Annotated in this window: 24 protein-coding genes; 14 read left to right on the plus strand and 10 right to left on the minus strand. The window is 65.7% G+C overall.

Translation table 11 applies throughout. The features are described from left to right. Positions 1-38 precede the first annotated feature (38 nt). The 9 genes from BM075_RS07070 to BM075_RS07110 all read left to right on the plus strand — a co-directional run bounded on the left by BM075_RS07070 (position 39) and on the right by BM075_RS07110 (position 9,615). A complete protein-coding gene (locus tag BM075_RS07070) occupies positions 39-3,170 on the plus strand; it encodes a valine--tRNA ligase (protein WP_093359927.1) in 3,132 nt (1,043 codons plus the stop codon). 65 nt (positions 3,171-3,235) lie between these two features. Next, positions 3,236-3,568: a DnaJ family domain-containing protein gene (locus BM075_RS07075; protein WP_093359928.1), complete on the plus strand. Its 333-nt coding sequence runs from the start codon at positions 3,236-3,238 to the stop codon at positions 3,566-3,568. Positions 3,569-3,719: 151 nt separating this feature from the next. Then, positions 3,720-5,684: a threonine--tRNA ligase gene (thrS, locus tag BM075_RS07080; RefSeq protein WP_093359929.1), complete on the plus strand. Its 1,965-nt coding sequence runs from the start codon at positions 3,720-3,722 to the stop codon at positions 5,682-5,684. A 455-nt stretch (positions 5,685-6,139) separates the two neighbouring features. Continuing rightward, positions 6,140-6,454, plus strand: a complete 315-nt coding sequence (locus tag BM075_RS07085) for a BufA1 family periplasmic bufferin-type metallophore (RefSeq protein WP_093359930.1) — start codon at positions 6,140-6,142, stop codon at positions 6,452-6,454. 60 nt (positions 6,455-6,514) lie between these two features. Then, positions 6,515-7,378: an MNIO family bufferin maturase gene (gene bufB / locus BM075_RS07090; RefSeq protein WP_093359931.1), complete on the plus strand. Its 864-nt coding sequence runs from the start codon at positions 6,515-6,517 to the stop codon at positions 7,376-7,378. After that, positions 7,378-8,127 carry an HvfC/BufC N-terminal domain-containing protein gene (locus BM075_RS07095; RefSeq protein WP_093359932.1) on the plus strand — a complete coding sequence of 250 codons (750 nt, stop codon included), beginning with the start codon at positions 7,378-7,380 and terminating at the stop codon, positions 8,125-8,127. Before bufB ends, BM075_RS07095 begins: the two co-directional genes overlap by 1 nt. A 4-nt stretch (positions 8,128-8,131) precedes the next feature. Beyond that, on the plus strand, positions 8,132-8,731 hold the full coding sequence (locus BM075_RS07100; RefSeq protein ID WP_093359933.1) for a DoxX family protein: 600 nt from the start codon (positions 8,132-8,134) through the stop codon (positions 8,729-8,731). A gap of 169 nt (positions 8,732-8,900) precedes the next feature. Further along, complete coding sequence (locus BM075_RS07105) at positions 8,901-9,107, plus strand: cold-shock protein (RefSeq protein ID WP_093359934.1); 207 nt, start codon at positions 8,901-8,903, stop codon at positions 9,105-9,107. A gap of 208 nt (positions 9,108-9,315) precedes the next feature. Next, positions 9,316-9,615: a hypothetical protein gene (locus tag BM075_RS07110; protein ID WP_093359935.1), complete on the plus strand. Its 300-nt coding sequence runs from the start codon at positions 9,316-9,318 to the stop codon at positions 9,613-9,615. A gap of 312 nt (positions 9,616-9,927) precedes the next feature. Here the strand turns inward: BM075_RS07110 and BM075_RS07115 are convergent, their stop codons facing one another. From BM075_RS07115 to BM075_RS07135, 5 genes are all read right to left on the minus strand, one after another. Then, complete coding sequence (locus BM075_RS07115; protein ID WP_093359936.1) at positions 9,928-10,254, minus strand: arsenate reductase family protein; 327 nt, start codon at positions 10,252-10,254, stop codon at positions 9,928-9,930. A gap of 61 nt (positions 10,255-10,315) precedes the next feature. Next, complete coding sequence (locus BM075_RS07120; RefSeq protein ID WP_093359937.1) at positions 10,316-10,714, minus strand: DUF2177 family protein; 399 nt, start codon at positions 10,712-10,714, stop codon at positions 10,316-10,318. 49 nt (positions 10,715-10,763) lie between these two features. Then, a complete protein-coding gene (locus tag BM075_RS07125; protein ID WP_093359938.1) occupies positions 10,764-11,096 on the minus strand; it encodes a TraR/DksA family transcriptional regulator in 333 nt (110 codons plus the stop codon). 221 nt (positions 11,097-11,317) lie between these two features. Next, positions 11,318-12,670 carry a surface lipoprotein assembly modifier gene (locus BM075_RS07130; protein WP_093359939.1) on the minus strand — a complete coding sequence of 451 codons (1,353 nt, stop codon included), beginning with the start codon at positions 12,668-12,670 and terminating at the stop codon, positions 11,318-11,320. A 23-nt stretch (positions 12,671-12,693) separates the two neighbouring features. Further along, positions 12,694-13,719 (minus strand): hypothetical protein, encoded by a 1,026-nt coding sequence (locus BM075_RS07135; RefSeq protein ID WP_093359940.1) that lies wholly within the window; start codon positions 13,717-13,719, stop codon positions 12,694-12,696. 196 nt (positions 13,720-13,915) lie between these two features. Here BM075_RS07135 and thyX point away from each other — a divergent pair, with 196 nt between their 5' ends. After that, positions 13,916-14,827 (plus strand): FAD-dependent thymidylate synthase, encoded by a 912-nt coding sequence (gene thyX / locus BM075_RS07140; protein WP_093359941.1) that lies wholly within the window; start codon positions 13,916-13,918, stop codon positions 14,825-14,827. 82 nt (positions 14,828-14,909) lie between these two features. Next, positions 14,910-15,338, plus strand: coding sequence for a VOC family protein (locus tag BM075_RS07145; protein ID WP_093359997.1), 429 nt, complete (start codon positions 14,910-14,912; stop codon positions 15,336-15,338). 1,393 nt (positions 15,339-16,731) lie between these two features. On the opposite strand, the gene BM075_RS07150 is transcribed toward BM075_RS07145, so the two are convergent. From BM075_RS07150 to BM075_RS07160, 3 genes are all read right to left on the minus strand, one after another. Further along, positions 16,732-17,229, minus strand: coding sequence for a MarR family winged helix-turn-helix transcriptional regulator (locus tag BM075_RS07150; RefSeq protein WP_093359942.1), 498 nt, complete (start codon positions 17,227-17,229; stop codon positions 16,732-16,734). A gap of 92 nt (positions 17,230-17,321) precedes the next feature. Beyond that, positions 17,322-17,597, minus strand: a complete 276-nt coding sequence (locus BM075_RS07155) for a succinate dehydrogenase assembly factor 2 (RefSeq protein ID WP_093359943.1) — start codon at positions 17,595-17,597, stop codon at positions 17,322-17,324. Beyond that, the gene (locus tag BM075_RS07160) at positions 17,594-17,995 is read right to left on the minus strand and encodes a helix-turn-helix domain-containing protein (RefSeq protein ID WP_093359944.1); all 402 of its coding nucleotides are present in this window, start codon (positions 17,993-17,995) and stop codon (positions 17,594-17,596) included. Before BM075_RS07160 ends, BM075_RS07155 begins: the two co-directional genes overlap by 4 nt. Before the next feature lie 97 nt (positions 17,996-18,092). Here BM075_RS07160 and BM075_RS07165 point away from each other — a divergent pair, with 97 nt between their 5' ends. Beyond that, complete coding sequence (locus BM075_RS07165) at positions 18,093-19,295, plus strand: pyridoxal phosphate-dependent aminotransferase (RefSeq protein WP_093359945.1); 1,203 nt, start codon at positions 18,093-18,095, stop codon at positions 19,293-19,295. A gap of 103 nt (positions 19,296-19,398) precedes the next feature. Here the strand turns inward: BM075_RS07165 and BM075_RS07170 are convergent, their stop codons facing one another. Together BM075_RS07170 and BM075_RS07175 are read right to left on the minus strand one after the other, a co-directional pair. Continuing rightward, on the minus strand, positions 19,399-20,799 hold the full coding sequence (locus BM075_RS07170; protein ID WP_093359946.1) for an MATE family efflux transporter: 1,401 nt from the start codon (positions 20,797-20,799) through the stop codon (positions 19,399-19,401). A 71-nt stretch (positions 20,800-20,870) separates the two neighbouring features. Then, a complete protein-coding gene (locus BM075_RS07175; RefSeq protein ID WP_093359947.1) occupies positions 20,871-21,470 on the minus strand; it encodes a class I SAM-dependent methyltransferase in 600 nt (199 codons plus the stop codon). 111 nt (positions 21,471-21,581) lie between these two features. On the opposite strand from BM075_RS07175, the gene parE reads away from it, so the two are divergent. Both parE and BM075_RS07185 read left to right on the plus strand, forming a co-directional pair. Then, on the plus strand, positions 21,582-23,543 hold the full coding sequence (gene parE, locus BM075_RS07180) for a DNA topoisomerase IV subunit B (protein WP_093359948.1): 1,962 nt from the start codon (positions 21,582-21,584) through the stop codon (positions 23,541-23,543). Next, on the plus strand, positions 23,540-23,962 hold the full coding sequence (locus tag BM075_RS07185) for a hypothetical protein (RefSeq protein WP_093359949.1): 423 nt from the start codon (positions 23,540-23,542) through the stop codon (positions 23,960-23,962). The genes parE and BM075_RS07185 overlap by 4 nt, the downstream gene beginning before the upstream one ends. The last annotated feature ends 54 nt before the right edge of the window (positions 23,963-24,016 follow it).

Genomic DNA, 24,016 nt, shown 5'->3' on the forward strand with positions numbered 1-24,016 from the left:
TCGCTAGAGGGTCTCCGACCCATCCGAGGACAAGACACATGCCGATGGAAAAGACCTTCGACGCCGCCGAGGCCGAACCCCGCCTCTATGCCGCCTGGGAAGAGGCAGGCGCCTTCCGCGCCGGTGCCAACGCCAGCCGCGACGAACCCTTCTGCGTGATGATCCCGCCGCCCAACGTGACCGGCTCCCTCCATATGGGCCACGCCTTCAACAACACTCTGCAGGACATCCTCGTCCGCTGGCACCGGATGCGCGGCTTCGACACGCTCTGGCAGCCCGGCACGGACCACGCCGGCATTGCCACCCAGATGGTCGTGGAGCGGGAACTGGCGAAGGAAGGCAACATCACCCGGCGCGAGATGGGGCGCGAGGCCTTCATCGCCCGCGTCTGGGAGCAGAAGGTGCGCTCACGCGACAACATCAAGGGCCAGCTGCGGCGCCTCGGTGCCTCCTGCGACTGGGACCGGGAGGCCTTCACCATGTCCGGCGCACCCGGCGCGCCGGAGGGCGAGGACGGAAATTTCCATGACGCCGTCATCAAGGTCTTCGTCGACATGTACCAAAAGGGCCTGATCTACCGCGGCAAGCGGCTGGTCAACTGGGACCCGCACTTCGAGACCGCGATCTCCGATCTGGAGGTCGAGAACATCGAGGTCGCGGGCCACATGTGGCACTTCAAGTACCCGCTCGCGGGCGGCGCGACCTATACCTACGTGGAGAAGGACGAGGACGGCAACGTCGTCTTCGAGGAGGAGCGCGACTACATCTCCATCGCCACCACGCGGCCCGAAACCATGCTTGGCGACGGCGCGGTCGCGGTCCACCCCTCCGACGAGCGCTACGCTCCGATCGTCGGCAAGCTCTGCGAGATCCCGGTCGGGCCGACGGAACACCGCCGCCTGATCCCGATCATCACCGACGACTACCCGGACCCGACCTTCGGCTCCGGCGCGGTGAAGATCACCGGCGCGCACGACTTCAACGACTACGGCGTCGCTTCCCGCAACCACATCCCGATGTACCGGCTTATGGACACCCGCGGCCACATGCGCGACGACGGCGCCACGTATGCCGAGGCCGCCGTCCGCGCGCAGGAGATCGCGCGCGGGGCTGACTTCACCGAAACCGAAGTCGACACCCTGAACCTCGTCCCGGACGACCTGCGCGGCCTCGACCGGTTCGAGGCCCGGGAGCGCGTCGTGGCCCAGATCACCGGCGAGGGGCTGGCCGTGACCCACACCGTCACCCGCACGGACAAGGAGACCGGCGAAGACATCACCGAAACGGTCCCGCTGGTTGAGTCGAAGCCGATCATGCAGCCCTTCGGCGACCGCTCCAAGGTCGTCATCGAGCCGATGCTGACCGACCAGTGGTTCGTCGACGCCGAAAAGATCGTCAGCCCGGCGCTGGAGGCCGTCCGCGACGGCCGGGTGACCATTCTGCCCGAGAGCGGCGAGAAGACCTATTATCACTGGCTGGAAAACATCGAGCCCTGGTGCATCTCCCGCCAGCTCTGGTGGGGCCATCAGGTGCCGGTGTGGTACGGCCTCGATATCTGGCCCACCGGCTTCCGCGATGACGAGGGCGACAACGCGCTCGACGAGGTCGAGATCTTCCGCTTGCTGGAAGAGGGCGCGTTCAACCACGCCCAACCGACCTACCATTGCGCCGCCGATGCCGACGGCGTGGCCGCCAAGTTCCGCGACGATCTCGCGCAACTGCCCACACCGCTGCACGCCTCGCAGATCGTCGTTGTGGCCGACCGTGCGGAAGCGCAGGATCGGCTGGCCGCGAGCCTGGCCGAGTACAACGTCAGCCAGGACCCCACGCATCTGGTCTATCCCATCTGGCAAGACCCCGACGTCCTCGACACCTGGTTCTCCTCCGGTCTCTGGCCCATCGGTACGCTGGGCTGGCCCGAGCAGACGGAAGAACTCGAGAAATACTTCCCCACCTCCGTCCTCGTCACCGGGCAGGACATCCTGTTCTTCTGGGTCGCAAGGATGATGATGATGCAGCTCGCGGTGGTGGACGAGATCCCGTTCCACACCGTCTACCTGCACGGGCTCGTCCGCGACGCCAAGGGCAAGAAGATGTCGAAGTCGACCGGCAATGTGGTCGATCCGCTAGAGATCATAGACGAGTACGGCGCCGACGCGCTGCGCTTCACCAATGCCGCGATGGCGAGCCTCGGCGGCGTTCTGAAGCTCGACATGCAGCGCATCGCCGGCTACCGGAACTTCGGCACCAAGATCTGGAACGCCGCCCGCTTCGCGGAGATGAACGGCGTCTTCGATCCCTCCGTCGCCCCCATCGACCCCGCGTCGAACCCGCAAGCCACCGTCAACCGCTGGATCATCGGCGAAACGGCCAAGGTGCGGGAGGCCGTGGATACCGCGCTGGAGGGCTACCTCTTCAACGACGCCGCCAACGCGCTCTACGCCTTCGTCTGGGGCAAGGTCTGCGACTGGTACGTCGAATTCGCCAAGCCGCTGCTGCAGGGTGACGACGAGGCCGCAAAGGCCGAAACCCGCGCCACCATGCGGTGGGTGCTGGAGCAGAGCTTTGTCATGCTCCACCCGATCATGCCCTTTGTGACCGAGGAGCTGTGGCAGACCCTCGGCTGCGGCACCAAGATGCTGGTCCACACCGACTGGCCGACCTACACCGCCGCCGAGCTGGTGGACGGCGAGGCCGACGCCGAAATGAACTGGGTCATCACCCTGATCGACGGCGTCCGCTCCGCCCGCGCGCAGGTGCGGGTGCCGGCGGGCCTGCAGGTGCCGATGGTCCACACCGGCATGGATGTCGCCGCCGAAGCCGCCTGGGCCAACAACGAGGCCCTCATCACCCGCATCGCCCGCATTGCCTCCTTGCAGCAGTTCGACGAGATGCCGAAGGGCTGCATCACGGTGCCCGTGCCGGGGGCGACCTTCGGGCTGCCGGTGGCCGACATCATCGACGTGGGCGAGGAAAAGGCGCGGCTGGAGAAATCCATCGCCAAGCTGGACAAGGAAATCGGCGGACTGGACAAACGGCTCGGCAACCCGAAATTCGTCGAAAGCGCCCCCGAAGAGGTGGTGGAGGAGGTCCGCGAGAACCTCGCCGCCCGCACCTCGGAAGCGGACCGCCTGCGCGAGGCGCTGGACCGGCTGGCCGAGATCGCCTGATCTTCCCAAGCCGCCGCCCAAGGGCTAGGCTTTCGGTGACATCGGAGGGCCGAGGAGGGCCGGGAATGCAGCGTTGGGACAGGATCGCGGAAAGCCGGCTGCGCAAGGCCGAAGCCGACGGCAGCTTGTCGAACCTCTCCGGCGCGGGAAAGCCGTTGCCCGACCGGCCCGACGCGGGTCTGGTGGATACCGGCACCGCCGTCGGCCATCGCATCATGGCCGAGGCAGGTGCCCTGCCGCGCGAGATTTCCCTGAAGAAAGAGCTTCAGGCGCTGCGCGAGCAATACGCCGCCGAATCCGATCCGGTAGCGAAGAAGGCCCTGATGGCGCGCATGGCGGAGGTGCAGATGCGGCTCGGCATGGAACAGGACGCGCGCCGAGCGTTCTTTCGGACCTGAGCCAGCCAAGGCACCACATTTTTTCGGCCGAAAAATCGCGCCCCGCTCCGGGCTGGCATTGACTTCGCCGGCGCGCGGCGCGATGCAACCTGCGCACATATATCCTGCAACCGGGCGTTCCGTGGGCGCCAAACCGACGAGGAGAGCCGACATGGCCGACGACCTTTCCCAGATTTCCCTCACATTCCCCGACGGCGCGAGCCGCGCCTTCCCGGCTGGCACGACACCGGCCGACGTGGCCGCCTCCATCTCCCCCTCTCTGGCCAAGAAGGCGATTTCCGCCACCGTCGACGGCGCCCATTGGGACCTCGCCTGGCCCATCGAGTCGGACGCCGAGATCGCCATCAACACGATGAAGGACCTGGACCCGTCGCTGGAGCTGATCCGTCACGACCTCGCCCACATCATGGCCCGCGCCGTTCAGGAGATCTGGCCCGAGGTGAAGGTCACCATCGGCCCGGTGATCGAGAACGGCTGGTACTACGACTTCGATCGCGCCGAGCCCTTCACGCCGGAGGACCTCGGCCAGATCGAGGCCAAGATGAAGGAGATCATCAACCGCCGCGATCCGGTGACCACCGAGGTCTGGGACCGCGAGCGGGCGGTGAAGTACTACGAGGCCAACAACGAGCCCTACAAGGTGGAGCTGATCGAGGCCATTCCGGGTGACCAGCCGATTCGCATGTACTGGCACGGCCACTGGCAGGATCTCTGCCGCGGCCCGCACCTGCAGCACACCGGCCAGGTGCCCGCCGACGCCTTCAAGCTGATGAAGGTGGCCGGCGCCTACTGGCGCGGGGATTCCAACCGCCCGATGCTGCAGCGAATCTATGGCGTGGCCTTCCAGAACCGCCAGCAGCTCAAGAATTACCTGACCTTCCTCGAGGAAGCCGAGAAGCGCGACCACCGCCGGCTCGGCCGGGAGATGGAACTGTTCCACTTCCAGGAGGAAGCGCCGGGCATGGTCTTCTGGCACCCCAACGGCTGGACGATCTATCGCGAGCTGGAAGACTACATGCGCCGCAAGCTCTCCAAGGCCGGCTACAAGGAGATCAAGACGCCGCAAGTGGTGGACCGCAAGCTCTGGGAGGCCTCCGGCCACTGGGACAAGTACCGCGAGAACATGTTCATCACCGAGATCGACGAGGAACATGCCAACGAGAAGCGGATAAACGCGCTCAAGCCGATGAACTGCCCCTGCCACGTGCAGGTGTTCAATCAAGGCATCAAGTCCTACCGCGACCTGCCGCTCAGGCTGGCCGAATTCGGCTCCTGCCACCGCTACGAGGCGCACGGCGCTCTGCACGGACTGATGCGGGTGCGCGGCTTTACCCAGGACGATGCGCATATCTTCTGCACCGAGGACCAGATCGAGCAGGAATGCGCGAGCTTCATCTCGCTGCTGAGCGATATCTACCGCGACAGCGGCTTCGCGAAATTCGACATCAAGCTCAGCACCCGCCCCGAGGTGCGTGTGGGCTCCGACGAGGTCTGGGACAAGGCCGAGGCGGCGCTGGAAAAGGCGATCCTGAACATCCGCAACGACTTCGAGATCGACCCCGGCGAGGGCGCCTTCTACGGCCCCAAGCTCGACTTCAAGTTGACGGACGCCATCGGGCGGGAATGGCAGTGCGGCACCTTCCAGGCGGATTTCAACCTGCCGGAGCGGCTGGACGCGACCTACATCGGCCAGGATGGGGAGAAGCACCGCCCCGTCATGCTCCACCGCGCGATCCTCGGCTCCTTCGAGCGCTTCATCGGCATCCTGATCGAGAACTACGCCGGCCGGATGCCCATGTGGCTCGCGCCGCGCCAAGTGGTGGTGGCCTCCATCGTGTCGGACGCGGACGCCTTCGTTCTGGAGGCCGTGCAGAAGCTCCAGCACGCCGGACTGCGGGCCGAGGCGGACATCCGCAACGAGAAGATCAACTACAAGGTGCGCGAACACTCCGTCGGCAAGGTGCCGGTCATTCTCGCCGTCGGCCAGCGCGAGGTGCAGGACGGCACCGTCACTGTGCGCCGGCTTGGCGAGAAACAGACCCAGACCGTGCCGCTCGACCAGATCGTCGAGGAGCTCGCACGAGAGGCGCTCCCGCCCGATCTGGCCCCAGAGTGACCGCCCGAGACGGCTTCGCCCCCGCCGCGGCGCCGTAACACGCATGCCACGCCCGTGACCGTACGGGCGTGGCAGCACCAGTCACTGTCGCATTGTTACAATCTGACCCCGCGCGACGCCGAAAGCGGCCGTCACGCGGATCGAAACCCGCCCCCCCCCCACCGGGGCGGCGCGGCATTGTTGCGCGCGCCCGTCGGCGCCCCTACCTAACCGGCTGATTTGGCACGAATCCCGCCAGGAGACCGGGCGCCGCAGACGAATAATGTCGCACAATCCGAGCCCGCTTTGCATTTCCTGCCGAAAATCTCCCCGGACGGCGCGAATATTTCAAACCCTGACAGGTCCGTGTAGCACGCCCCTGTGAGTGGCAGTTCATTTTCCCCACCGCCTACCCTCGATGCATGCTCCGCGAGAGGCGGCGCATACCGAACATGAGAACAGGGAAAGGGAATTTCATGTCCAATCAGTTCAAGACCCTCGCCGTCATTGGTGCCGTTGCCGCTGCCGTGTCCGCCCACGCCAACATCGCCTCCGCTCAGGAAAAGGTGACCCCGGAGCAGATGTCCGGCATGGAGAAATGCTACGGCGTCGCGCTCGCCGGCCAGAACGACTGCGCTGCCGGGCCGGGAACCACCTGCGCCGGCACGTCGACGGTCGACTACCAGGGCAACGCCTGGGACCTCGTGGATGCCGGAACCTGCGAGAGCATGGAACTGCCCGACGGCCGCATGGGCTCGCTGGAGCCGCTGGAGCGGGATCTGCCCGCCTGATCCACCCCCGTGCCCGGCGGAATATCTGCCGGGCACTCCCCTCCAGCCCGGGAGACACCAATGCTCGACACCTCCGTCCACCCCGCCATGCCGCCGGCCCCGGGGGTCGGCTACAAACCGCAGCACTTTTCAGACATCATGGAGGACGCAGGCCCCGTGCGCTGGCTCGAGGTGCACGCCGAGAATTACATGGGCGACGGTGGCCGCCCGATCGCGCAACTGCGCCATCTGGCGGAGCGCTTTCCGATCTCCGTCCATGGCGTCGGGCTGTCCATCGGCGGCGAAGCCCCGCTGGACCGCGACCATCTCGCCCGGCTCGCCCACCTGATCGGATGGCTCCAGCCCGCGCGCTTTTCCGAGCATCTCGCCTGGTCCACCCACGAGTCCGCCTTCCTGAACGACCTGCTGCCGCTCCCCTACACCGAAGCGACGCTCGCCCGCGTCGCCTCCCACATCGACCAAGTGCAGGAGGCGCTCGGGCGGCAGATGCTGCTGGAGAACCCGTCGACCTACCTCGCCTTCGCCGAAAGCGAGATGAAAGAGACCGACTTTCTTCGGGAAGTGGCCCGCCGCACCGGCTGTGGCCTGCTGCTGGACATCAACAACGTCTTCGTCTCCGCCACCAACCAGCAGACCGACCCGCGCGCCTATATCGCCGCCTTCCCGCTGGATCGCGTGGGGGAGGTCCACCTGGGTGGCCATGACGAACAAGCCGACGACCACGGCGCGCCGCTGCTGATCGACAGCCACGACAGCCCGGTGGTCGATCCGGTCTGGACGCTCTACGCCGAAACCATCGCCCGGATGGGCCCCCGGCCGACGCTGATCGAGTGGGACACCGACGTCCCCCCCTGGCCGGTTCTGGCCGCCGAAGCCGCGCGGTCCGATGCGGTCCTGTCCGCCGTTCCCGTGGATGCCGCGTGATGAACGTCGACCAGTCGACATTCCGCGCGGCGATCCTCGACCCCGCCCTCGCCACTCCGGACGGCCTCGTGGACCCGGCCGGACGCACGGCTGGCAAGCGGTTCGACGTCTACCGCAACAACGTCGTCGTCAGCCTGTCCCGCGCTCTGGCCGACGCCTTCCCGGTGATCCGCAAGCTGTTGGGCGAGAACAATTTCAACATCCTGGCGGGGCATTTCGTTCGCCGGCATCCCCCTGGGTCGCCGCTGATCGCCCTCTACGGAGCGGCCCTGCCCGACTTCCTGACGACCTTCGCGCCGGTGCAAAACCTCGGCTACCTGCCGGACGTCGCCCGCCTGGAACTGGCGATGCGGCAGGCCTACCACGCCGCCGACGCCACGCCGATCGACCCGGCCGCCCTGCAAGCGCTCGACCCGCAGCACCTGCCCATGGCCCGCCTTAGCCTGGCGCCAGCGGTCCGCCTCGTCGCGTCGGACTGGCCCATCGTGTCGATCTGGCGCTTCAACATGGCGGACGCCCCCAAACCCGCCATGGCCGCGGAAACAGCCCTGATCACCCGGCCGGCGTTCGATCCTGAGCTTACGCGCCTCTCCCCCGCCGGGGGCCGGTTCGTCGCCACCCTCGCCTCCGGGCGCCCCCTTGGCGACGCGGTGGACGCCGCTGCCCGCGTCGATGACGGGTTCGACCTTGCACAAACCCTCGGCGCGCTGCTCGCAGGCGGGGCCATCACCTCGATCCGAAAGGAGTGATTCCATGACAGTCACGGCAAACGAATCGGACCGCAGAGCGCCCGCGGTGTTTCATTCCGCAATCCATCTCCACAACCGCGCCTTCGGAGCCATCGAGGCAGCCGTCGCGCCCTGGGCAATCCCGGCGCTCGCCCGCATCACCTTTGCAGGGGTGCTGCTCGTCTACTTCTGGGGCTCCGCGCTGACCAAGGTCGGCAGCGGCATCTTCGGCATCTTCACCCCATCGCCCGGCGCCTACGCGCAGATCTTCCCGCAAAAGGCGGAGGCCGTTCTCTACGATCCCAGCCAGTTTTCCTTCATCAAGACACTGGTGGTCCTCGCCGGCACCTGGGCCGAATTTCTCCTGCCCCTGTTGATCGTCGTGGGCCTGTTCACCCGCCTCGCCGCGCTCGGCATGATCGGATTCGTCGTCGTCCAGAGCCTGACCGACATCTACGGCCACGGCGCGGACGCCGCCGCCATCGGCGCATGGTTCGACCGGGCCTCCGGCGCCCTCATCCTCGATCAGCGGGCGTTCTGGGTCTTCGTGCTTCTCGTTCTCGTGCTCCGCGGGGCAGGACCACTCTCGGTTGACCGCCTGATTGGCATCGACCGGCGCTTGTAGGACCAATTACTCAAAGAGGGTTGTTTTATTTCACAACTGAGTCACCCTCGGAACCGTGACGATGCCACCTACGACTCACTGGCTCTGCCACTGCGAGAAAGTTCGGCCCCGTGACCACGCCGCCGCAATTTCGCGGGCGGATGAAGACGAGACGAAGGAGACGCGGGAAATGCCGACTGGCACCGTGAAATGGTTCAATACCACGAAGGGCTATGGTTTCATTGCCCCCGACGATGGCGGAAAGGACGTCTTCGTGCACATCAGCGCGGTCGAGCGCGCTGGCATGACCGGACTCGCCGACAATATGAAGATTGCCTACGAATTGCGCGAAGGCCGTGACGGACGCTCATCGGCCACAGATCTCAAAGCATTGTAAGTCGATATTCATGCCCCCGCGGCCGCGCGCCTTATAGCGTGGCCGCACCACCGGTCAACGCAATGCTGCATTGCGGCATTTCCCGGTTTTCCCCGTCCCCTCACGTGCTATCTTGCGATGAAAGTCACTGGGAGGAGGCGCGGTCGACCGGCTGTTTCCGCTCTCGGTGTCGCGCCTCCTCTCGAACTAGAGCAGGAGGCCCGAAGGTATGCCCGATCTCACAGCCATTCTCGCGTTCTATCAGGCGATCGCGTTCTTTTCCGTCACCGGCGCGCTGCCCGGGGAGGCCGCGATGATGGCCCAGCCGGAGCGGGAAGCCGTGGTGCAGCGGTTCCTCAGCCCCAGCGAACGCGGCAATTTCGATGCGCTCTCCGACGTGGATCGCAGGGTGCGTCTGCGCAAGGGTGAAACGCGCTTCCGGGCGTGGGAATCGGCCAACCCGGATGTCGCGGCCGTCCTCCGCCGCAAGGCCGAACGCCTGGCCTTCGAGCCTGCGCCCTGCGTCTGACCGGCATGGAACGCGCGTAACAGGGGGGGGCGGAATGGAGCCCGCGGGCTCGTCAAAAGGCCCCTCGTGCGCTCGTCCCCCGTCTGCACCTCCCCAGTTGCCGTGCGAGCGATTCAGTTGCATGTCCGCGGGGAACAGACGTGCACGACACCGGGTTTCCCGATCGAGTCGGGGACTTGGGAAGTAAATCGGTGCAGGTGAGGTGACGAGGCGCACCCGGATTCGGTCCTCCCACCGTTTCCGTCAGGAAACTGTAACAGTTTGACCCTAGGTCTCAAAGTAACGATGTGGCCCGCGCAGGCCGTTCTGCGATCACATTTTCCAGATTGACTGCGCCGCCGCGTCCCAACCCAGGCTCAGGCGCTCCCCCTCCCGGCAGACCGGACGCTTCATCAGCGTCGGATGCTTCGCCAAAAGGTCCGCCGCGGGCGCCGCGCGATCCTCCTCCGACATGCCTCGCCAGGTGGTCGACCGCCGGTTGATCAGCCCGTCGCCGAACGCCGCCAGCAGCGGCGCCCACTCGTCTTCCGTCAGAGGCTCGGCGCGGACATCCCGGAAAGTTACGTCATACCCGGCGACGTCCAACGCCTTCCGCGCCTTTCGGCAAGTGTCGCATGTGGACAGTCCGTAGAGGATCATAGTCAGGCTCCAGCGTGGTATATGCCGCCCGCATGGCATGCGGACCGCACGGCGGCAAGCGTCAGGACAGCGCGCGCGCCACCATCACCCCGCCCCACGCCGACACCCCGGTCAGCACGGCGCCCCAGGTCATGTCCACCGCAGCCATGGACCAGTGCCAGTCCCGCATCACGGCGTAGCTGGTGAGTTCATAGGTCCCGTACGCGAACAGCCCCAGCAACACGCCATTGATCAGTGCCTCCGTCGGGGCGTCCGAGCGGAGCGCCGGCAGCGACGCGAAATGCAGCACACCGCCCATGTAGAGCAGGTAGAACAACGCCGCCGGGACGAGGCGAAGCCCGTCCAGCAGGCTCTCGCCGAGGTGGCGTTGGAAAAGCGGGTGCATGATCGTGCTCAGCATGGCGGCATCGAGCGCGAGAAAGATCACGCTGGTCGCAACGAAAAGGACGAAAAGAGTCATCTGCATCTCCGGTTTTGGCGGAGGTAGCGCCGCCTGCCGCTACGGCAAGTCATGCGCCGCGGGTGCAGTCGGCGCAGCGGGCGATCGCGGGATCGAGCGCCAGTCGGGCGGGTGCGATCGGCTCCCCGCAGTCCGTGCAATAGCCGTACTCACCCTCCTCCAGGCGACGCAGGGCCGCCCGGATACGGCTGCGCTCCGCCGCCCGGCGGCGCGCCTGTGCCTGTGCCATCGCCTGATGCTGGAGCGCATCCATGCGGGACAGGCGGCCGGTGGACGTCTGGTCGAGGTCCACGACGGCGCGCGCGCCCGCCGATGCCGCATCCTCAGCATCCAGCTCTGCCAGCCGGTCCATCAGGCGGTGTCGGATCTCTGCGTCTGTCATCCACAAAGCGTGACAGGACGCCGCCCGGCATACAAGCGGAGACGTTTCGCCGGAAACGGGCCGGTTGTTTACGTTACGGTAACGATTTGCAGGGTACACCGGCCAGGCAGCGGGGCGCGGGCTACTCAGTTGGCTCCTGACCGTCACGCGTCCCGTTTGCAGATCCCCTGACAGTCGCGCGTCTCGCCGCCCGGAGATGCTCCCGGGCGAAGCTGTGGCCCTCAGAATGCCGAATTGAACCCAATGGAGATCCCCAGCGAGTCCGTTTCGAACCGGCTGATGTTGGAGGTCGTCTTGCTTCCCGACACCGTGATCACAGGCACGAAGCCCATGTAGTCGATCTGGTCGAAGTAGATGTCGAGATCGGCGGAGATTTCGCGGTCCTCCCGCCCGTCGTCGATGTATATCGACCCGATCCGGTAGTCGGGATAGTCGTTGAAGGAATACTCCAAGCTGCCCCCGAGCCGCACGCCCCAGATGTCATCCGCCATAAGCGCGCTCATGCGGGCGGAGACCCCGGTGTATGCATAGTCGATCTCGTCGGAGGTCACGTTCGTGCCCGACACCCCGAAAGACAGCAAATCACCGTCCTTCGTCTGGTGGAAATAGTCCCAGTTGAGCTCCCGCCCCTGCCGATCCTGTCCATCGTCGTCGGGGTCCCGATGCTCCGCCTGGACCTCGAACCGCATCCAGTCGTTGGGCGTGATCTTGACCTTCTTCGACAGGGTGAGCCGCGAAAGCTTGTCAAGCTGCTCGCCGCCATACCAGGTCTGTCCCAGCGCGACGGAAATGCGATCCGGCAGGATGAACGGGCTTTGCGCGCGGCGGTAGCCAAGCACCACCTCCGCAACGCCATAGTCGAAATCCGAACCCTCCGCCTCCGGCGCGATGGATTTCGCCTCGTCCGACAGTGTGTTGAAGGTGCGGTAGCCGTTGAAGGTCAGCGTCGTCAGGTGATCGGGGCTCTGCGACAGGGTCCTGACCGCCTGCCCCTGCACGGAACTCGTCACACCGGACAGCGCGCGCGCCGTCCCGCTGAGTTGCCCGACGGGAAACGTATCGTCGATCACGAGGAACTCGGACGAAGCCCCTCCATTCAGGTTCGACGACGGCGCTACGTCGAAGGAAAAGCGCATGAGCCACGGCGAGACCGTGCGGAGGCGGTCGAATACGTTCTCCAGTTGCTCCCGTTCTTCCTCGCTGTCGGCGGTATGATACGCCCGCCGCAACCAGAGCTGCGCCATGAAGAAGCGGTCATCTGCGGCATATGCCTTCGACGTGTAGAATGCCGCCTCGTGGCGCAGCGCCGGATCATCCGCGTTCGCCCAGGCGCGTACACCGGCCTGCCGCCCCTCTTCCGGGCGGCCCATCAACGGTTCCGTCGCCGCGAGGACGAGCAGCGCGGAGGCATCGTCAGGATGGGACTCCAGGATGATCCGGGCAATCGTATTCGCGGACTCGATGTCGCCCTGCCGATACGCGGTGCGGGCCGCCTCGCGGGCCTGCCCGACCGTCAACTCAAGCTCTTCGGCCGCCCCACAAACGGAACTGGCGGCCAAGATGGCCGCCAGCAACAAGCATCTCGGCAGTGTCCGCATTAATCGAAGTCACCGAGTTTTTTGCATATCTTGGGCGCGCCGCGCGTTCCGCATCTGGGCAAGACGAATGTCCCGACCTCGGCATCCAGGTCACCGTCCCTTGGGTCGTCGCCATGGAACACGCTGTCGAGCACAACCGTCCCGGCGAGTGCCTTGGCGTCCGTGCCAATGACGCCCCCGAACGGGCCAGCGCCTTGCGGACTTACGACATCCACCATTCGCCCGCCCCGGCCCGGAGCCTGCGTCAGTTCGGCTGTTCCCAGGAACTCGCCCTTCTTGTTCATCGTCCCCTCGACGAGGTTGACGTCCGAAAGCTTCTCTCCGTTGTCCGCGAACTTCCTCTCGTAGATCGACCCGTTCACGGCATTGTCGTCAAAGTCGACGTTCAGGAAGACCTTGCCCTTCGTCTGGCGCGGTTGGGCCGGGTAGAGGCTCGAATCCGTGCCCCGCGGCACGTCGAGCCGCTGGTCCTGGTCGAGGTCGTTGAGGTTGGTCACGCCGGCATACCGTCCGGCAAACGAAACGAGGCCCGTCGTCGGGTGCGTGTATTCGCCAGTCCGCTCATAGGACGTCCCGCGAAAGAACCGCCGGAACTGGCCGCCGTCTGCGACCGCGGTCGCCCTGACGTTGCCCTTCTTGTCCTCGGCCGTCACCGCCACGAACATCCGGTCCAGCGGGTCGTCCTGCACCGAGAACGCCTTGTACCCCGGCACGTCCAGCGCTGCGTTGCGCAGGTAGGTGGCGACCTTGGGCGGCTGGTCCAGCGCAGAGAGCTTCACCCGCAGCTTGTCGTCGGAATCGTCCTTCGCCTTCCGCCCCTTGGAGTAGGTGATACGGGAGACGTTCTGCGCCAGGGACTCCGGTACGGCGATTTTCACGTCGTCGTCAGGCGTGATCGGCTCGTCGCCGGTGTCTCCGGGTTCTTCGTCCACAGGTTCGTTGAAGACGGGGTTGCTGCCACTGCCGTCGCTGCACGCCGCAAGCATGCCAAACAGCGCCAGGATCAGCGCCAGGTTCTTTGTCATCGGACTGCTCTGCCTCGGTTCGTTTTGCCTGATGGTGCGCAAGCGGGCCCTGCCAAGTCAACTGTCAACCCAGTGAATCCAACCGATTCGCACCACCTGTGACCCATGTGCGCCCGCTACTCCATATGGAAGTTTCCACCCGGTCTCGACATAGATATGGTGCCCCAAATCGCCCCCAGCAGAAGGGAATCACCCCATGCCCCTCACAGACGACCAGATCGCCGAGATCGCCGAGCTGCGCTCGACCCCACAGCCCACGCTGCGCGCCACCGCGCCGGGCATGGAGCAGCACCTCTACCACGCCCACGAGGTGCTCGATCACGGCTTCGTCCGGGTGATCGACTACATGGGCGACGACGCGGCCATCGTGCAGGCGGCGCGGGTCTCCTATGGGGCGGGCACGAAAAAATCGCGCGATGACAGCGGCCTGATCCGCTACCTCATGCGGCACTGGCACTCCACGCCCTTCGAGATGTGCGAGATCAAGCTGCACGTGAAGCTGCCGGTCTTCGTCGCCCGGCAGTGGATCCGCCACCGCACCGCCAACGTCAACGAGTACTCCGCCCGCTACTCCATCCTGGACCGGGAGTTCTACATCCCCGCGCCGGACCAACTCGCCGCGCAATCCACCGTGAACAACCAGGGCCGGGGCGAGGTGCTGACGGGCGCGGAGGCCGCACAGGTGCTGGAGATCCTGAAGACGGACGCCGGCCGCGCCTATGACCACTACGAACAGATGCTGAGCCAGGAGGGCCAGCAGGGCCTCGCGCGGGAGTTGGCACGGATGAACCTGCCGGCCAACATCTACACCCAGTGGTACTGGAAGGTGGACCTCCACAACCTCTTCCACTTCCTGCGCCTGCGGGCGGACGAGCACGCGCAGTACGAGATCCGCGTCTATGCCGAGACGCTCTGCAAGATCGTGGCCGACTGGGTTCCGGCCGCCTACGGGGCGTTCGAGGATTACCGGCTTGGCGGGGCAAACCTCTCGGCGAAGGCGCTGGACTGCGTGAAGCGGATGCTCAAGGGCGAAGCCGTCACGCAGGAGACCTCCGGCATGTCCAAGGGCGAATGGCGGGAGTTCGAGGCGCTTTTGGGCTCACGATAGAGCCCGCCCGATCCGCGCCCGCGGTTGCCAAGCGGGCCAGGCTGACTACGTTGTGCCCTGAATGCCGAGGCGGAGTGACATGATGAAACTGAAATACCTGCACACGATGGTCCGGGTCGAAGACCTGGAAAAATCCATGGCCTTCTACAACCTGCTCGGGCTGGAGGAAACGCGCCGGAAAGAGAGCGACGAGGGCCGGTTCACCCTCGTCTTCATGGCGCCGCCCGATCAGCCGGAATGCCCGGTGGAACTGACCTACAACTGGGATGGCGACGAGGGCCTGCCGTCCGACAGCCGGCATTTCGGGCACCTCGCCTACGGGGTCGAGAACATCTACGACATGTGCCAGAAACTCATGGACGCCGGCGTGACGATCAACCGGCCCCCGCGCGACGGCCACATGGCCTTCGTCCGGTCCCCGGACAACATCTCCATCGAACTCCTCCAAATCGGCGACGCCCTTCCCCCGGCGGAACCCTGGGCGAGCATGGAGAACACCGGCCACTGGTAAGCCGTCCGCGGCTGCCGGCGCGACAGCGTTGGCCCGCCGCCCCGACCAACCGACCGCCCATTTTCGCAGGGCGGTCGGCACACTTGGGGTCCGCTCTGTTTCCTGCCCCGATCAGCAGGTCCCCTGTCGACCTCACGAGCAGCGTCAAACCCGACGCATGCGTTAGCGCTCATTGCCCACACGCCACCTGGCACCTCCGGCGAACCGCCCTGCCCCGCTCCCAAGCTGCGACGCGTCTCTCTCCGTCCACTTCCCCACTTTCCGGGCACGAGACTTGACCTCACGGGCGGCAAATCACCTCATCCTGTCGCCGCTCGTCCCGCATCTCCCCACCCAGTCCGCTAGGCCATTCTCCCTCCCCTTGACCAACTACGGACCAAGAGGGTGAACCTCGCCGCAGTCGCATCATTCATCCCTCCGGCGTGCCGTCCTGCGAACTTCGCGCTGACAAGCCACCTGCCCGCCTCATTGCCCACCTGCCCGGCAAAAGGCGTGAACCACATCACTTGCATGGTATCTCTCTGACCCGCGAGGCGGCCCGGGACCTTCCGCCCCCTCGGCTGGCCGCGCAGAAACTTTCCAAAAGCACCGCGAAATGTTTCTCACTGTATCCGTCGCTGAAGCGCAGGCGAGCGGTCCTATGTGCTCACCAGAGAAGTCCCCCATCAGCCAGTCGCTCCGTCCTGCATTCTCCCTCCGGCGGGCCCGTCCTGCGCACCTCCGCTCCGGCAACCCCTTTGCCCCCCTATCGCCCGCTCAGCAGGCAGAAGGCCAGAACCTCATCACAAGCCGTAAATCCCACCGGCAAGGCAGCTCCGGTGCCTCCCACCCTGCAGCGCCAAGACCCTTCCCGCCCACATCGCCGAAGCAGGCGCAAACGTCGCCGTCGGCAGGAAATCCATCCCACCATCGCGCCGTCGTGAATCTGTCTCACCCGCCGTAGCGTGCTTCTGCGCGTCTCCAACCCCGGGTTGCTGGCAGGTGGTCCGAAGTGCATGACTTGCTTGCCGCCGATCTCTCCGATGGCACGTTCTGCCCCCCATCGCGCCCACAGACCCTTTGCCCTCCTCGTCGCCCACGTCCGGGGACGAGGCCGATTTCCGGGGCACGGTGGGGGAAAACCTGGCCGCTGGCCTGAAATCTCTGTCTTCGGCGAGATCGCTCCGCACCTTCACGCTTCGCCGCAGAAGCCCACGTCGCACAACACCCCGCGTGGTATGCAATCCCCCCCTCTGAAGCGACGCCCCATGCAGCCCGCAGTCCTTGCCGCGCCCACAAACAAGCGCTGCCGTTCAGAACCGTCAAAAGCCCCGAAACAGGCGACCGCCGTAGAAATCGCGGCGGCCGCCGGGCGCCGCTCCGCCCCCACTCCGGGCGGGCGACACCAGCCGGTTCAATAGATGTACCGGATCTGATCGGTCCAATACCGTTCCATCCGCCGCAAGGATCGGGTGATGTCTTCAAGCCCTTCGAAGCTCATGACCTGGCGTTCCATCAGCCCGTCGGCATGCCGCGCGAAGAGATCGCTGACGATGGCGCGGATTCGGCGCCCCTTCTCGGTCAGCCGCACGCGCACGGCGCGCCGGTCGATCTCGCAGCGCTGGTGATGCATGTAGCCCGTCTCCACCAGCTTCTTGAGATTGTAGGAGACGTTCGAGCCCTGGTAGTAGCCGCGCGATTTCAGTTCGCCCGCCGTGACTTCGTTTTCGCCGATGTTGAACAGCAGCAACGCCTGCACCGCATTGATGTCCAGGATGCCGACGCGCTCGAATTCGTCCTTGATGACGTCCAGCAGGAGGCGATGAAGTCGCTCCAGCAGCGCGAGCGTCTCGAGGTAGCCCGCCATGAACCCTCGTTCCTCACCGGCGCACAGGGTGCTGTGTATACTCATGGAGGGCCTCCGACTTGCCTTGCTGAGCGCAGTGGTACGTCGGAAACTCCAAATAAGCGGTTAAACGACTTCGAGAATTTTCGGCGCCGGTGCTATTTCGCGGTGCCCCGCCCGTGGGCGTGCCGCGAGATCCGGCTGAACAGATCCGCGTAGTGGCCCGGCACCGCGTCCTGCCCGGTGATCCAGCGCAGCATGTCCTGGTCGTTCTCGCTGAGCAGGGCGTCGTAGACGTCGACATCCGCGTCCGAGAGGGTGTCGAGCTGGTCGTCCGCGAAGCGGCCGAGCACCAGGTCCATCTCCTTGATGCCGCGGCGCCAGGACCGCATGTGCAGGCGCTTCAGACGGAGGTCTCGGGATTCTTCGGTCATTCGGCGTGAGTCTCTTTCAGGGTTGCGCGCAGCGATTTCTCGACCCGCGCCAGGCGGGCGGCGGCGTCATCCACTTCGCTGCGGATCTGACGCATCTCGAGGAGCAGGGCGCGAATCTCGGGAACGAGCGGCGCTTCGTCCTCCACCGGCCCGTCAAGACCGTCGCCCTCGCCGTTCAGAAGCCACATCAGCGACACGCCCAGGATGCCCGACAGCATCTGCAGCTTGTTGGCGCGGGGCTCGTTCATGTCGTTTTCCCAGCCGCGCACCGTCTTGAGCTTGACGCCCAGGCGCTTGGCGAGGTCGTCCTGGCTCATGCCCAGCGCCTCCCGGGCGCCGGCCACGCGGTCGCCGAAGGTGGCGCGCTCGGCGCTGTACCAGTCGGATGTATCGTCCATCGTCGTCTCCTCGCGTTCCGTTAATCCTTGAACGGCCCAAGGCGCAAGCCTAAGAAGCGGCGGACCATTTGTCACAACAAGCCACCGGAGGCCGTCCATGTCCTTTCTCTCTGCGACTCTCGACCGCGTGAAACCGTCGCCGACCATCGCCGTGACGACCCTCGCGAACGAGCTGAAGGCGGCCGGCAAGGACGTGATCGGCCTCGGCGCGGGCGAACCCGACTTCGACACGCCCGACACCATCAAGGCCGCCGCGAAGGCCGCGATCGATGCCGGCAAGACCAAGTATACCGCCCCCGACGGCATCCCGGAACTCAAGCAGGCCATCTGCGACAAGTTCAAGCGCGACAACGGGCTGGACTATGTCCCCGCGCAGGTCAGCGTCGGCACCGGCGGCAAGCAGATCCTGTATAACGCCCTGATGGCGACGCTCAACCCGGGCGATGAGGTGGTGATCCCCGCGCCCTACTGGGTGAGCTACCCGGACATGGTGCTGCTGGCCGGCGGCGAGCCGGTGATTGCGGAGGCCGGGGCCGACACCGCCTACAAGCTCACCGCCGAGGCGCTCGAAGCCGCGATCACGCCGAAGACCAAGTGGTTCATATTCAACTCGCCGTCGAACCCGACCGGCGCGGCCTACAGCCGTGACGAGCTGAAGGCCCTGACCGACGTGCTGATGAAGCACCCACACGTCTGGGTGATGAGCGACGACATGTACGAGCACCTCGTCTACGACGACTTCGAATTCTGCACGCCGGCGCAGGTCGAGCCCGGGCTCTACGACCGGACGCTCACCGTGAACGGCGTCTCGAAGGCCTATGCCATGACCGGCTGGCGGATCGGCTACGCTGCCGGGCCGAAGGAGCTGATCGGCGCGATGCGCAAGATCCAGTCGCAGTCCACCTCCAACCCCTGCTCCATCAGCCAGTGGGCGGCGGTGGAGGCGCTGAACGGCACGCAGGACTTCATCCCGAAGAACAACGAAGTCTTCATGCGCCGCCGCGACCTGGTGGTGGAGATGCTGAACGCCGCCGAAGGCATCACCTGCCCGACGCCGGAGGGCGCGTTCTACGTCTACCCCTCCATCGAAGGCTGCCTGGGCAAGAAGACCGCCGCTGGAACCGCCATCGACAACGACGAGACCTTCGCCAAGGCGCTGCTGGAGGAAACCGGCGTTGCCGTGGTCTTCGGCGCGGCCTTCGGCCTCTCGCCGTGCTTCCGGGTCAGCTACGCGACCTCGGACGAGAACCTGAAAGAAGCCTGCGGGCGGATTCAGAAATTCTGCGCCAGCCTGTCCTGAGCCTGCGCTGAAACAAGGGGACCGCGACGCACCACAGGAGCGAAGCGGTCCCCGCCACACCCTCCCGACGCAGGCCAGGTTCGCAAAACCGCTGTCCGTGCCGTCAGACCGTCGGCGCCGCCATGAGAGCCGATTGCCCGTCAAATCTCGCCTCCGCCGCAGGCAGGGCGCGCCGCCAGAACCGCCACATCAGCGCGACGACGGAGGCCGTCAGCCCCAACACCAGCCCGCACCAAACGCCCGCGGCCCCAAGACCCATCGGGAACCCGAGCACGTAGCCCGACGAAATCCCCACAACCCAATAGGTCACGCCCGAAATCACCATCGGCACACGCGTGTCCTGCAGCCCGCGCAGCAACCCATGGGCCGCAACCTGTCCGCCGTCCGCCATCTGGAACAGCGCTGCCAGCATCATCAGTCCCGTCCCAATGGCGATGATGTCCGGCTTCTGCGGATCGTCGGGGTCGATGAACAGGCTCAGCATCGCCTCCGGCCACGTCAGGAAAACCGCCACCGCGACGCTCGCAATGGCGACCGTCAGCGCCACTGTCACCTGCGCGCCCCGGCGCAAGTCGGGGATGTCGCCCCGCCCGAGCGCCTTGCCCGTCCGAATTGTTGCGGCGTTGGACAGGCCGAGGTGGATCAGAAAGGTCGCAGTGGCCATTTCCATCGCGATCCCGTGCGCCGCCAGTGGCACCGCGCCAAGCCAGCCCACCATGACCGCTGAGGCGGCGAACAGGCCGACCTCCGACAGGTTGGTCAGCCCGATCGGCCAGCCGAGGCGAAACACCTGAGAAAGCGCGCCACGATCCATCCGCCAGAGGCGCACGAACAACTGGTGCTCAGGAAAAACCCGCACCGCATAGGCCACCAGCCCGATCAGGGAGACGACCTGAACCGAGACGGACGCAATGGCCGCCCCGCGCACCCCCAGCTCCGGCGCCCCGAAAGACCCGAAGATCAGCACGTAGTTCACCGCCGCGTTGACCAGCGCCGCCACCACGGCGATCCAGAGCACCATCTGCGTGCGCTCCAGCGCGGCGAGGTAAGATTTCAGCACCATCACGCCCAGTCCCGGCAGCAGACCCCAGCCGGCGATGGCAAGGTACTGGCCCGCCAGCCGCGCCACATCCGGCGTCTGCCCCATGGCGCGCAGGATCGGCTCCGCCCACAGCAATGGCGGCAGCGTCACCGCCGAAAAGGCCGCCGACAGCCACAGCCCCATGCGGGTGACCCGCCGGATCTGAACCTCGCCCTCGCCGTTTTCGCTCGCCGCGGCGACCATCGGCATCACGGCCAGGCCGAAGCCCGACCCCATGATGAAAAAGACGAAAAACATGGTGCTGCCCAGCACGATCGCCGCCAGCGCTTCCACGTCATACCACCCCATCATGATGGTATCGGTCAGTTGAATCGCGAATTGCCCCAGGTGCCCGCCGATCAGGGGCAGGCCGAGGCCGAGCAGCGCGCGGGCGTGCGCAGGGTAGGAACGTGGGGCGGTCATGGTCGCCCAATACGCGCGCCACGCTTCGGGAACAAGCCGCCTCCCGCGCCGCGCGGCAGCACCGGCCGACCTCAGCCGGCGGGCTTCATCGCAACGAAATCCACCAGCGCCGAGCGGCCCGAATGCCCCTCGCCTTCGTCGATCCTCGCATCGTAATCCGCCTTGTCGAACACGTGCCAACCGGGAAAGGCGTCTTCCAGCATGGGCACCGTGTACATGTTGTCCGGGTTGGACGGCCCCCCGGTGCCGTAGTCAACCTGCCGCGGCGCGTAGCCGTGCAGCAGCAGGTGCCCGCCCGGCCGCAGCGTCTGCGCGATGCCGTCGAAGATCCGTTTGCGCATGGCAGGGTCCGCAAACTGGATGAAGATCGCCACCACCGCGTCCCACGAATCCGGCGTCCAGTCCCAGCCGTCCACGTCGGCCTCCCGGAAATCCACCTCCACCCCGCGATCGGCCGCCAGCCGCCGGGCCTTCTCGATCGCAACGTGAGAGCCGTCGAAGGCCGTCACCCGATGCCCGAGCCGGGCAAGATAGACGGAGTTCCGCCCCTCCCCGTCGGCGATGCAGAGCACCCGGGAGTTCCTTGACAGGACATGCGCGTGGGCTTCGAGGAACCCCGCAGGCTCCTTGCCGAACAGGTAATCCGGCCGGTCATAGCGCTCGTTCCACATCCCCGGCCCCCCTGCCATTCGTCGGCGCAGGGCGAAGTCCCTTCCCCCTCCTGCGCATTCCTGACAAAATAGCCGCAATCAGAACAGAACGCCACGCCAAGAGCAGTGCCCATGCCCGAAGATCTTCTGTCCGGCAATCAGCCTTCGCAGTCCTACGACGCATCCTCCATCGAAGTGCTGGAGGGGCTGGAACCCGTCCGCAAGCGCCCCGGCATGTATATCGGCGGCACCGACGAACGGGCGCTGCACCACATGGTGGCCGAGGTGCTCGACAACTCCATGGACGAGGCCGTCGCCGGCCACGCCAACCGCATCGAGGTGGAGTTGCATGCCGACCACGCCATCACCATCCGTGACAACGGCCGCGGCATCCCGGTGGACCCCCACCCCAAGTTCCCCGGCAAGTCCGCGCTGGAGGTGATCCTCTGCACGCTCCACGCCGGCGGCAAGTTCTCCGGCAAGGCCTACCAGACCTCCGGCGGCCTCCACGGTGTCGGCGCCTCGGTGGTCAACGCGCTCTCCGATTCCATGGTCGTGCAGGTCGCCCGCGACCGCCAGCTCTGGGAGCAGCGCTTCTCCCGCGGCACCCCGCTCGGCCCGGTGGAGATCGTCGGCAAGGCGCCCAACCGGCGCGGCACCACCGTCACCTTCCACGCCGACCCGGAGATCTTCGGCCACCACCGCTTCAAGCCCGCCCGCCTCTTCAAGTCGATCCGCTCGAAGGCCTACCTCTTCTCCGGCGTCGAAATCCGCTGGAAGTCCGAGATCGACGACGGCGAGACCCGGCAGGAAGCCACGTTCCACTTCCCCGGCGGCCTCTCGGACTACCTCAAGGAAACGCTCGGCACCGCGACCACCTATTCCGCCCTGCCCTTCTCCGGCAAGGTCGACTTCCAGGAGAAGTTCGGCGAGCCCGGCTCCGTCGAATGGGCGATCAACTGGACGCCCGCCCGCGACGGCTTCATCCAGTCCTACTGCAACACCGTGCCCACCCCCGAGGGCGGCACCCACGTGCAGGGCTTCTGGAACGCCATCCTGCGCGGCATCCGGGCCTACGGCGAGCTCGCCAACAACAAGAAGGCCAGCCAGATCACCCGCGACGACCTGCTCTCCGGCGGCTGCGCCCTCGTCTCCTGCTTCATCAGCGACCCCGCCTTCGTCGGCCAGACGAAGGACCGCCTCTCCACCGAATCCGCCGCCCGGATGACCGAGAACGCCGTGCGCGACCACTTCGACAACTGGCTCGCCTCCGACACCAAATCCGCCGGCGCCATCCTCGACTTCCTCGTCCTGCGCGCCGAGGAACGCCAGCGCCGCCGGCAGGAAAAGGAAACCGCCCGCAAGTCCGCCACCAAGAAGCTCCGCCTGCCCGGCAAGCTGGTGGACTGCTCCGCCACCGCCCGCGACGGCACCGAGCTCTTCATCGTGGAGGGCGACTCGGCCGGCGGCTCCGCCAAGATGGCGCGGGACCGCAAGACCCAGGCGCTCCTGCCGCTCCGGGGCAAGATCCTCAACGTGCTCGGCGCCGCCTCCTCCAAGCTCGGCCAGAACCAGGAGATCAGCGACCTCACCCAGGCCCTCGGCACCGGGCTGGGCACGAAGTTCGTCCTCGACGACCTGCGCTACGACAAGGTCATCATCATGACCGACGCCGACGTCGACGGCGCCCACATCGCCTCCCTGCTGATGACCTTCTTCTTTTCCCAGATGCGGCCCATGATCGACGCCGGCCACCTCTACCTCGCCTGCCCGCCCCTCTACCGGCTCACGCAGGGTGCGAAACGCGTCTACTGCCTCGACGAGGCGGAGCGCGACGCCTGGCTGGAAAAGGGCCTCGGCGGCAAGGGCAAGATCGACGTTTCCCGCTTCAAGGGCCTCGGCGAAATGGACGCCAAGGACCTGAAGGAAACCACCATGGACCCGGGCAGCCGCAAACTCATCCGCGTCTCCATCGACGAGGACGAACCGGGCGAAACCGGCGATCTGGTGGAACGGCTCATGGGCAAGAAGCCGGAGATGCGGTTCCAGTACATTCAGGAGAACGCGCGGTTCGTGGAGGAGTTGGATGTTTGATTATAAAAAAAATGAAATCGAGCTCGCTTGAATCCATCGGCATCAAAGCGACCAAGATTTATATCATTCTCTTGGCCGCAATCCTTCCGCCGCTTGCCCTCGTCGGCGGTATTGAGCTCAAATCGATTGAATTAAATGAACTCGGAGACTTCCTCGCTGGCATATTCGGTCCCTTGGCGATCTTTTGGCTTGTGTTGGGGTTCTTCCAACAGCGAAAAGAGCTGAAAAATAGTGCCGAAGCTCTTAGACTCCAAGCGCGAGAGCTTTCCGCAGCTGCCGATGCCCAGAAGGAAGCAAACGAGATCGCGGGTAGGCAAATACAAGAATCGCAAAATTTAGCCAGGGCAACTAGAGCTTTAAGCAAAACGGCGGAGACCCTGTTAGGGTCAGGACCCATTGATTTCCGGGTAGGGGCGTGATTCACGGTCCGAAAACCGAGCGGTGAACATGTCTGATCTTTTCTGGCTGACGGA

The organism is Tropicimonas isoalkanivorans (genome assembly GCF_900112335.1).
GTDB classification, from domain to species: Bacteria; Pseudomonadota; Alphaproteobacteria; order Rhodobacterales; family Rhodobacteraceae; genus Tropicimonas; species Tropicimonas isoalkanivorans.

Coding starts and splice junctions, on each gene's coding strand:
- BM075_RS07070 (WP_093359927.1), top strand. CDS start 39: ATGCCGATGGAAAAGACCTTCGACGCCGCCGAGGCCGAACCCCGCCTC.
- BM075_RS07075 (WP_093359928.1), top strand. CDS start 3,236: ATGCAGCGTTGGGACAGGATCGCGGAAAGCCGGCTGCGCAAGGCCGAA.
- thrS (WP_093359929.1), top strand. CDS start 3,720: ATGGCCGACGACCTTTCCCAGATTTCCCTCACATTCCCCGACGGCGCG.
- BM075_RS07085 (WP_093359930.1), top strand. CDS start 6,140: ATGTCCAATCAGTTCAAGACCCTCGCCGTCATTGGTGCCGTTGCCGCT.
- bufB (WP_093359931.1), top strand. CDS start 6,515: ATGCTCGACACCTCCGTCCACCCCGCCATGCCGCCGGCCCCGGGGGTC.
- BM075_RS07095 (WP_093359932.1), top strand. CDS start 7,378: ATGAACGTCGACCAGTCGACATTCCGCGCGGCGATCCTCGACCCCGCC.
- BM075_RS07100 (WP_093359933.1), top strand. CDS start 8,132: ATGACAGTCACGGCAAACGAATCGGACCGCAGAGCGCCCGCGGTGTTT.
- BM075_RS07105 (WP_093359934.1), top strand. CDS start 8,901: ATGCCGACTGGCACCGTGAAATGGTTCAATACCACGAAGGGCTATGGT.
- BM075_RS07110 (WP_093359935.1), top strand. CDS start 9,316: ATGCCCGATCTCACAGCCATTCTCGCGTTCTATCAGGCGATCGCGTTC.
- BM075_RS07115 (WP_093359936.1), bottom strand. CDS start 10,254: ATGATCCTCTACGGACTGTCCACATGCGACACTTGCCGAAAGGCGCGG.
- BM075_RS07120 (WP_093359937.1), bottom strand. CDS start 10,714: ATGACTCTTTTCGTCCTTTTCGTTGCGACCAGCGTGATCTTTCTCGCG.
- BM075_RS07125 (WP_093359938.1), bottom strand. CDS start 11,096: ATGACAGACGCAGAGATCCGACACCGCCTGATGGACCGGCTGGCAGAG.
- BM075_RS07135 (WP_093359940.1), bottom strand. CDS start 13,719: ATGACAAAGAACCTGGCGCTGATCCTGGCGCTGTTTGGCATGCTTGCG.
- thyX (WP_093359941.1), top strand. CDS start 13,916: ATGCCCCTCACAGACGACCAGATCGCCGAGATCGCCGAGCTGCGCTCG.
- BM075_RS07145 (WP_093359997.1), top strand. CDS start 14,910: ATGAAACTGAAATACCTGCACACGATGGTCCGGGTCGAAGACCTGGAA.
- BM075_RS07150 (WP_093359942.1), bottom strand. CDS start 17,229: ATGAGTATACACAGCACCCTGTGCGCCGGTGAGGAACGAGGGTTCATG.
- BM075_RS07155 (WP_093359943.1), bottom strand. CDS start 17,597: ATGACCGAAGAATCCCGAGACCTCCGTCTGAAGCGCCTGCACATGCGG.
- BM075_RS07160 (WP_093359944.1), bottom strand. CDS start 17,995: ATGGACGATACATCCGACTGGTACAGCGCCGAGCGCGCCACCTTCGGC.
- BM075_RS07165 (WP_093359945.1), top strand. CDS start 18,093: ATGTCCTTTCTCTCTGCGACTCTCGACCGCGTGAAACCGTCGCCGACC.
- BM075_RS07170 (WP_093359946.1), bottom strand. CDS start 20,799: ATGACCGCCCCACGTTCCTACCCTGCGCACGCCCGCGCGCTGCTCGGC.
- BM075_RS07175 (WP_093359947.1), bottom strand. CDS start 21,470: ATGTGGAACGAGCGCTATGACCGGCCGGATTACCTGTTCGGCAAGGAG.
- parE (WP_093359948.1), top strand. CDS start 21,582: ATGCCCGAAGATCTTCTGTCCGGCAATCAGCCTTCGCAGTCCTACGAC.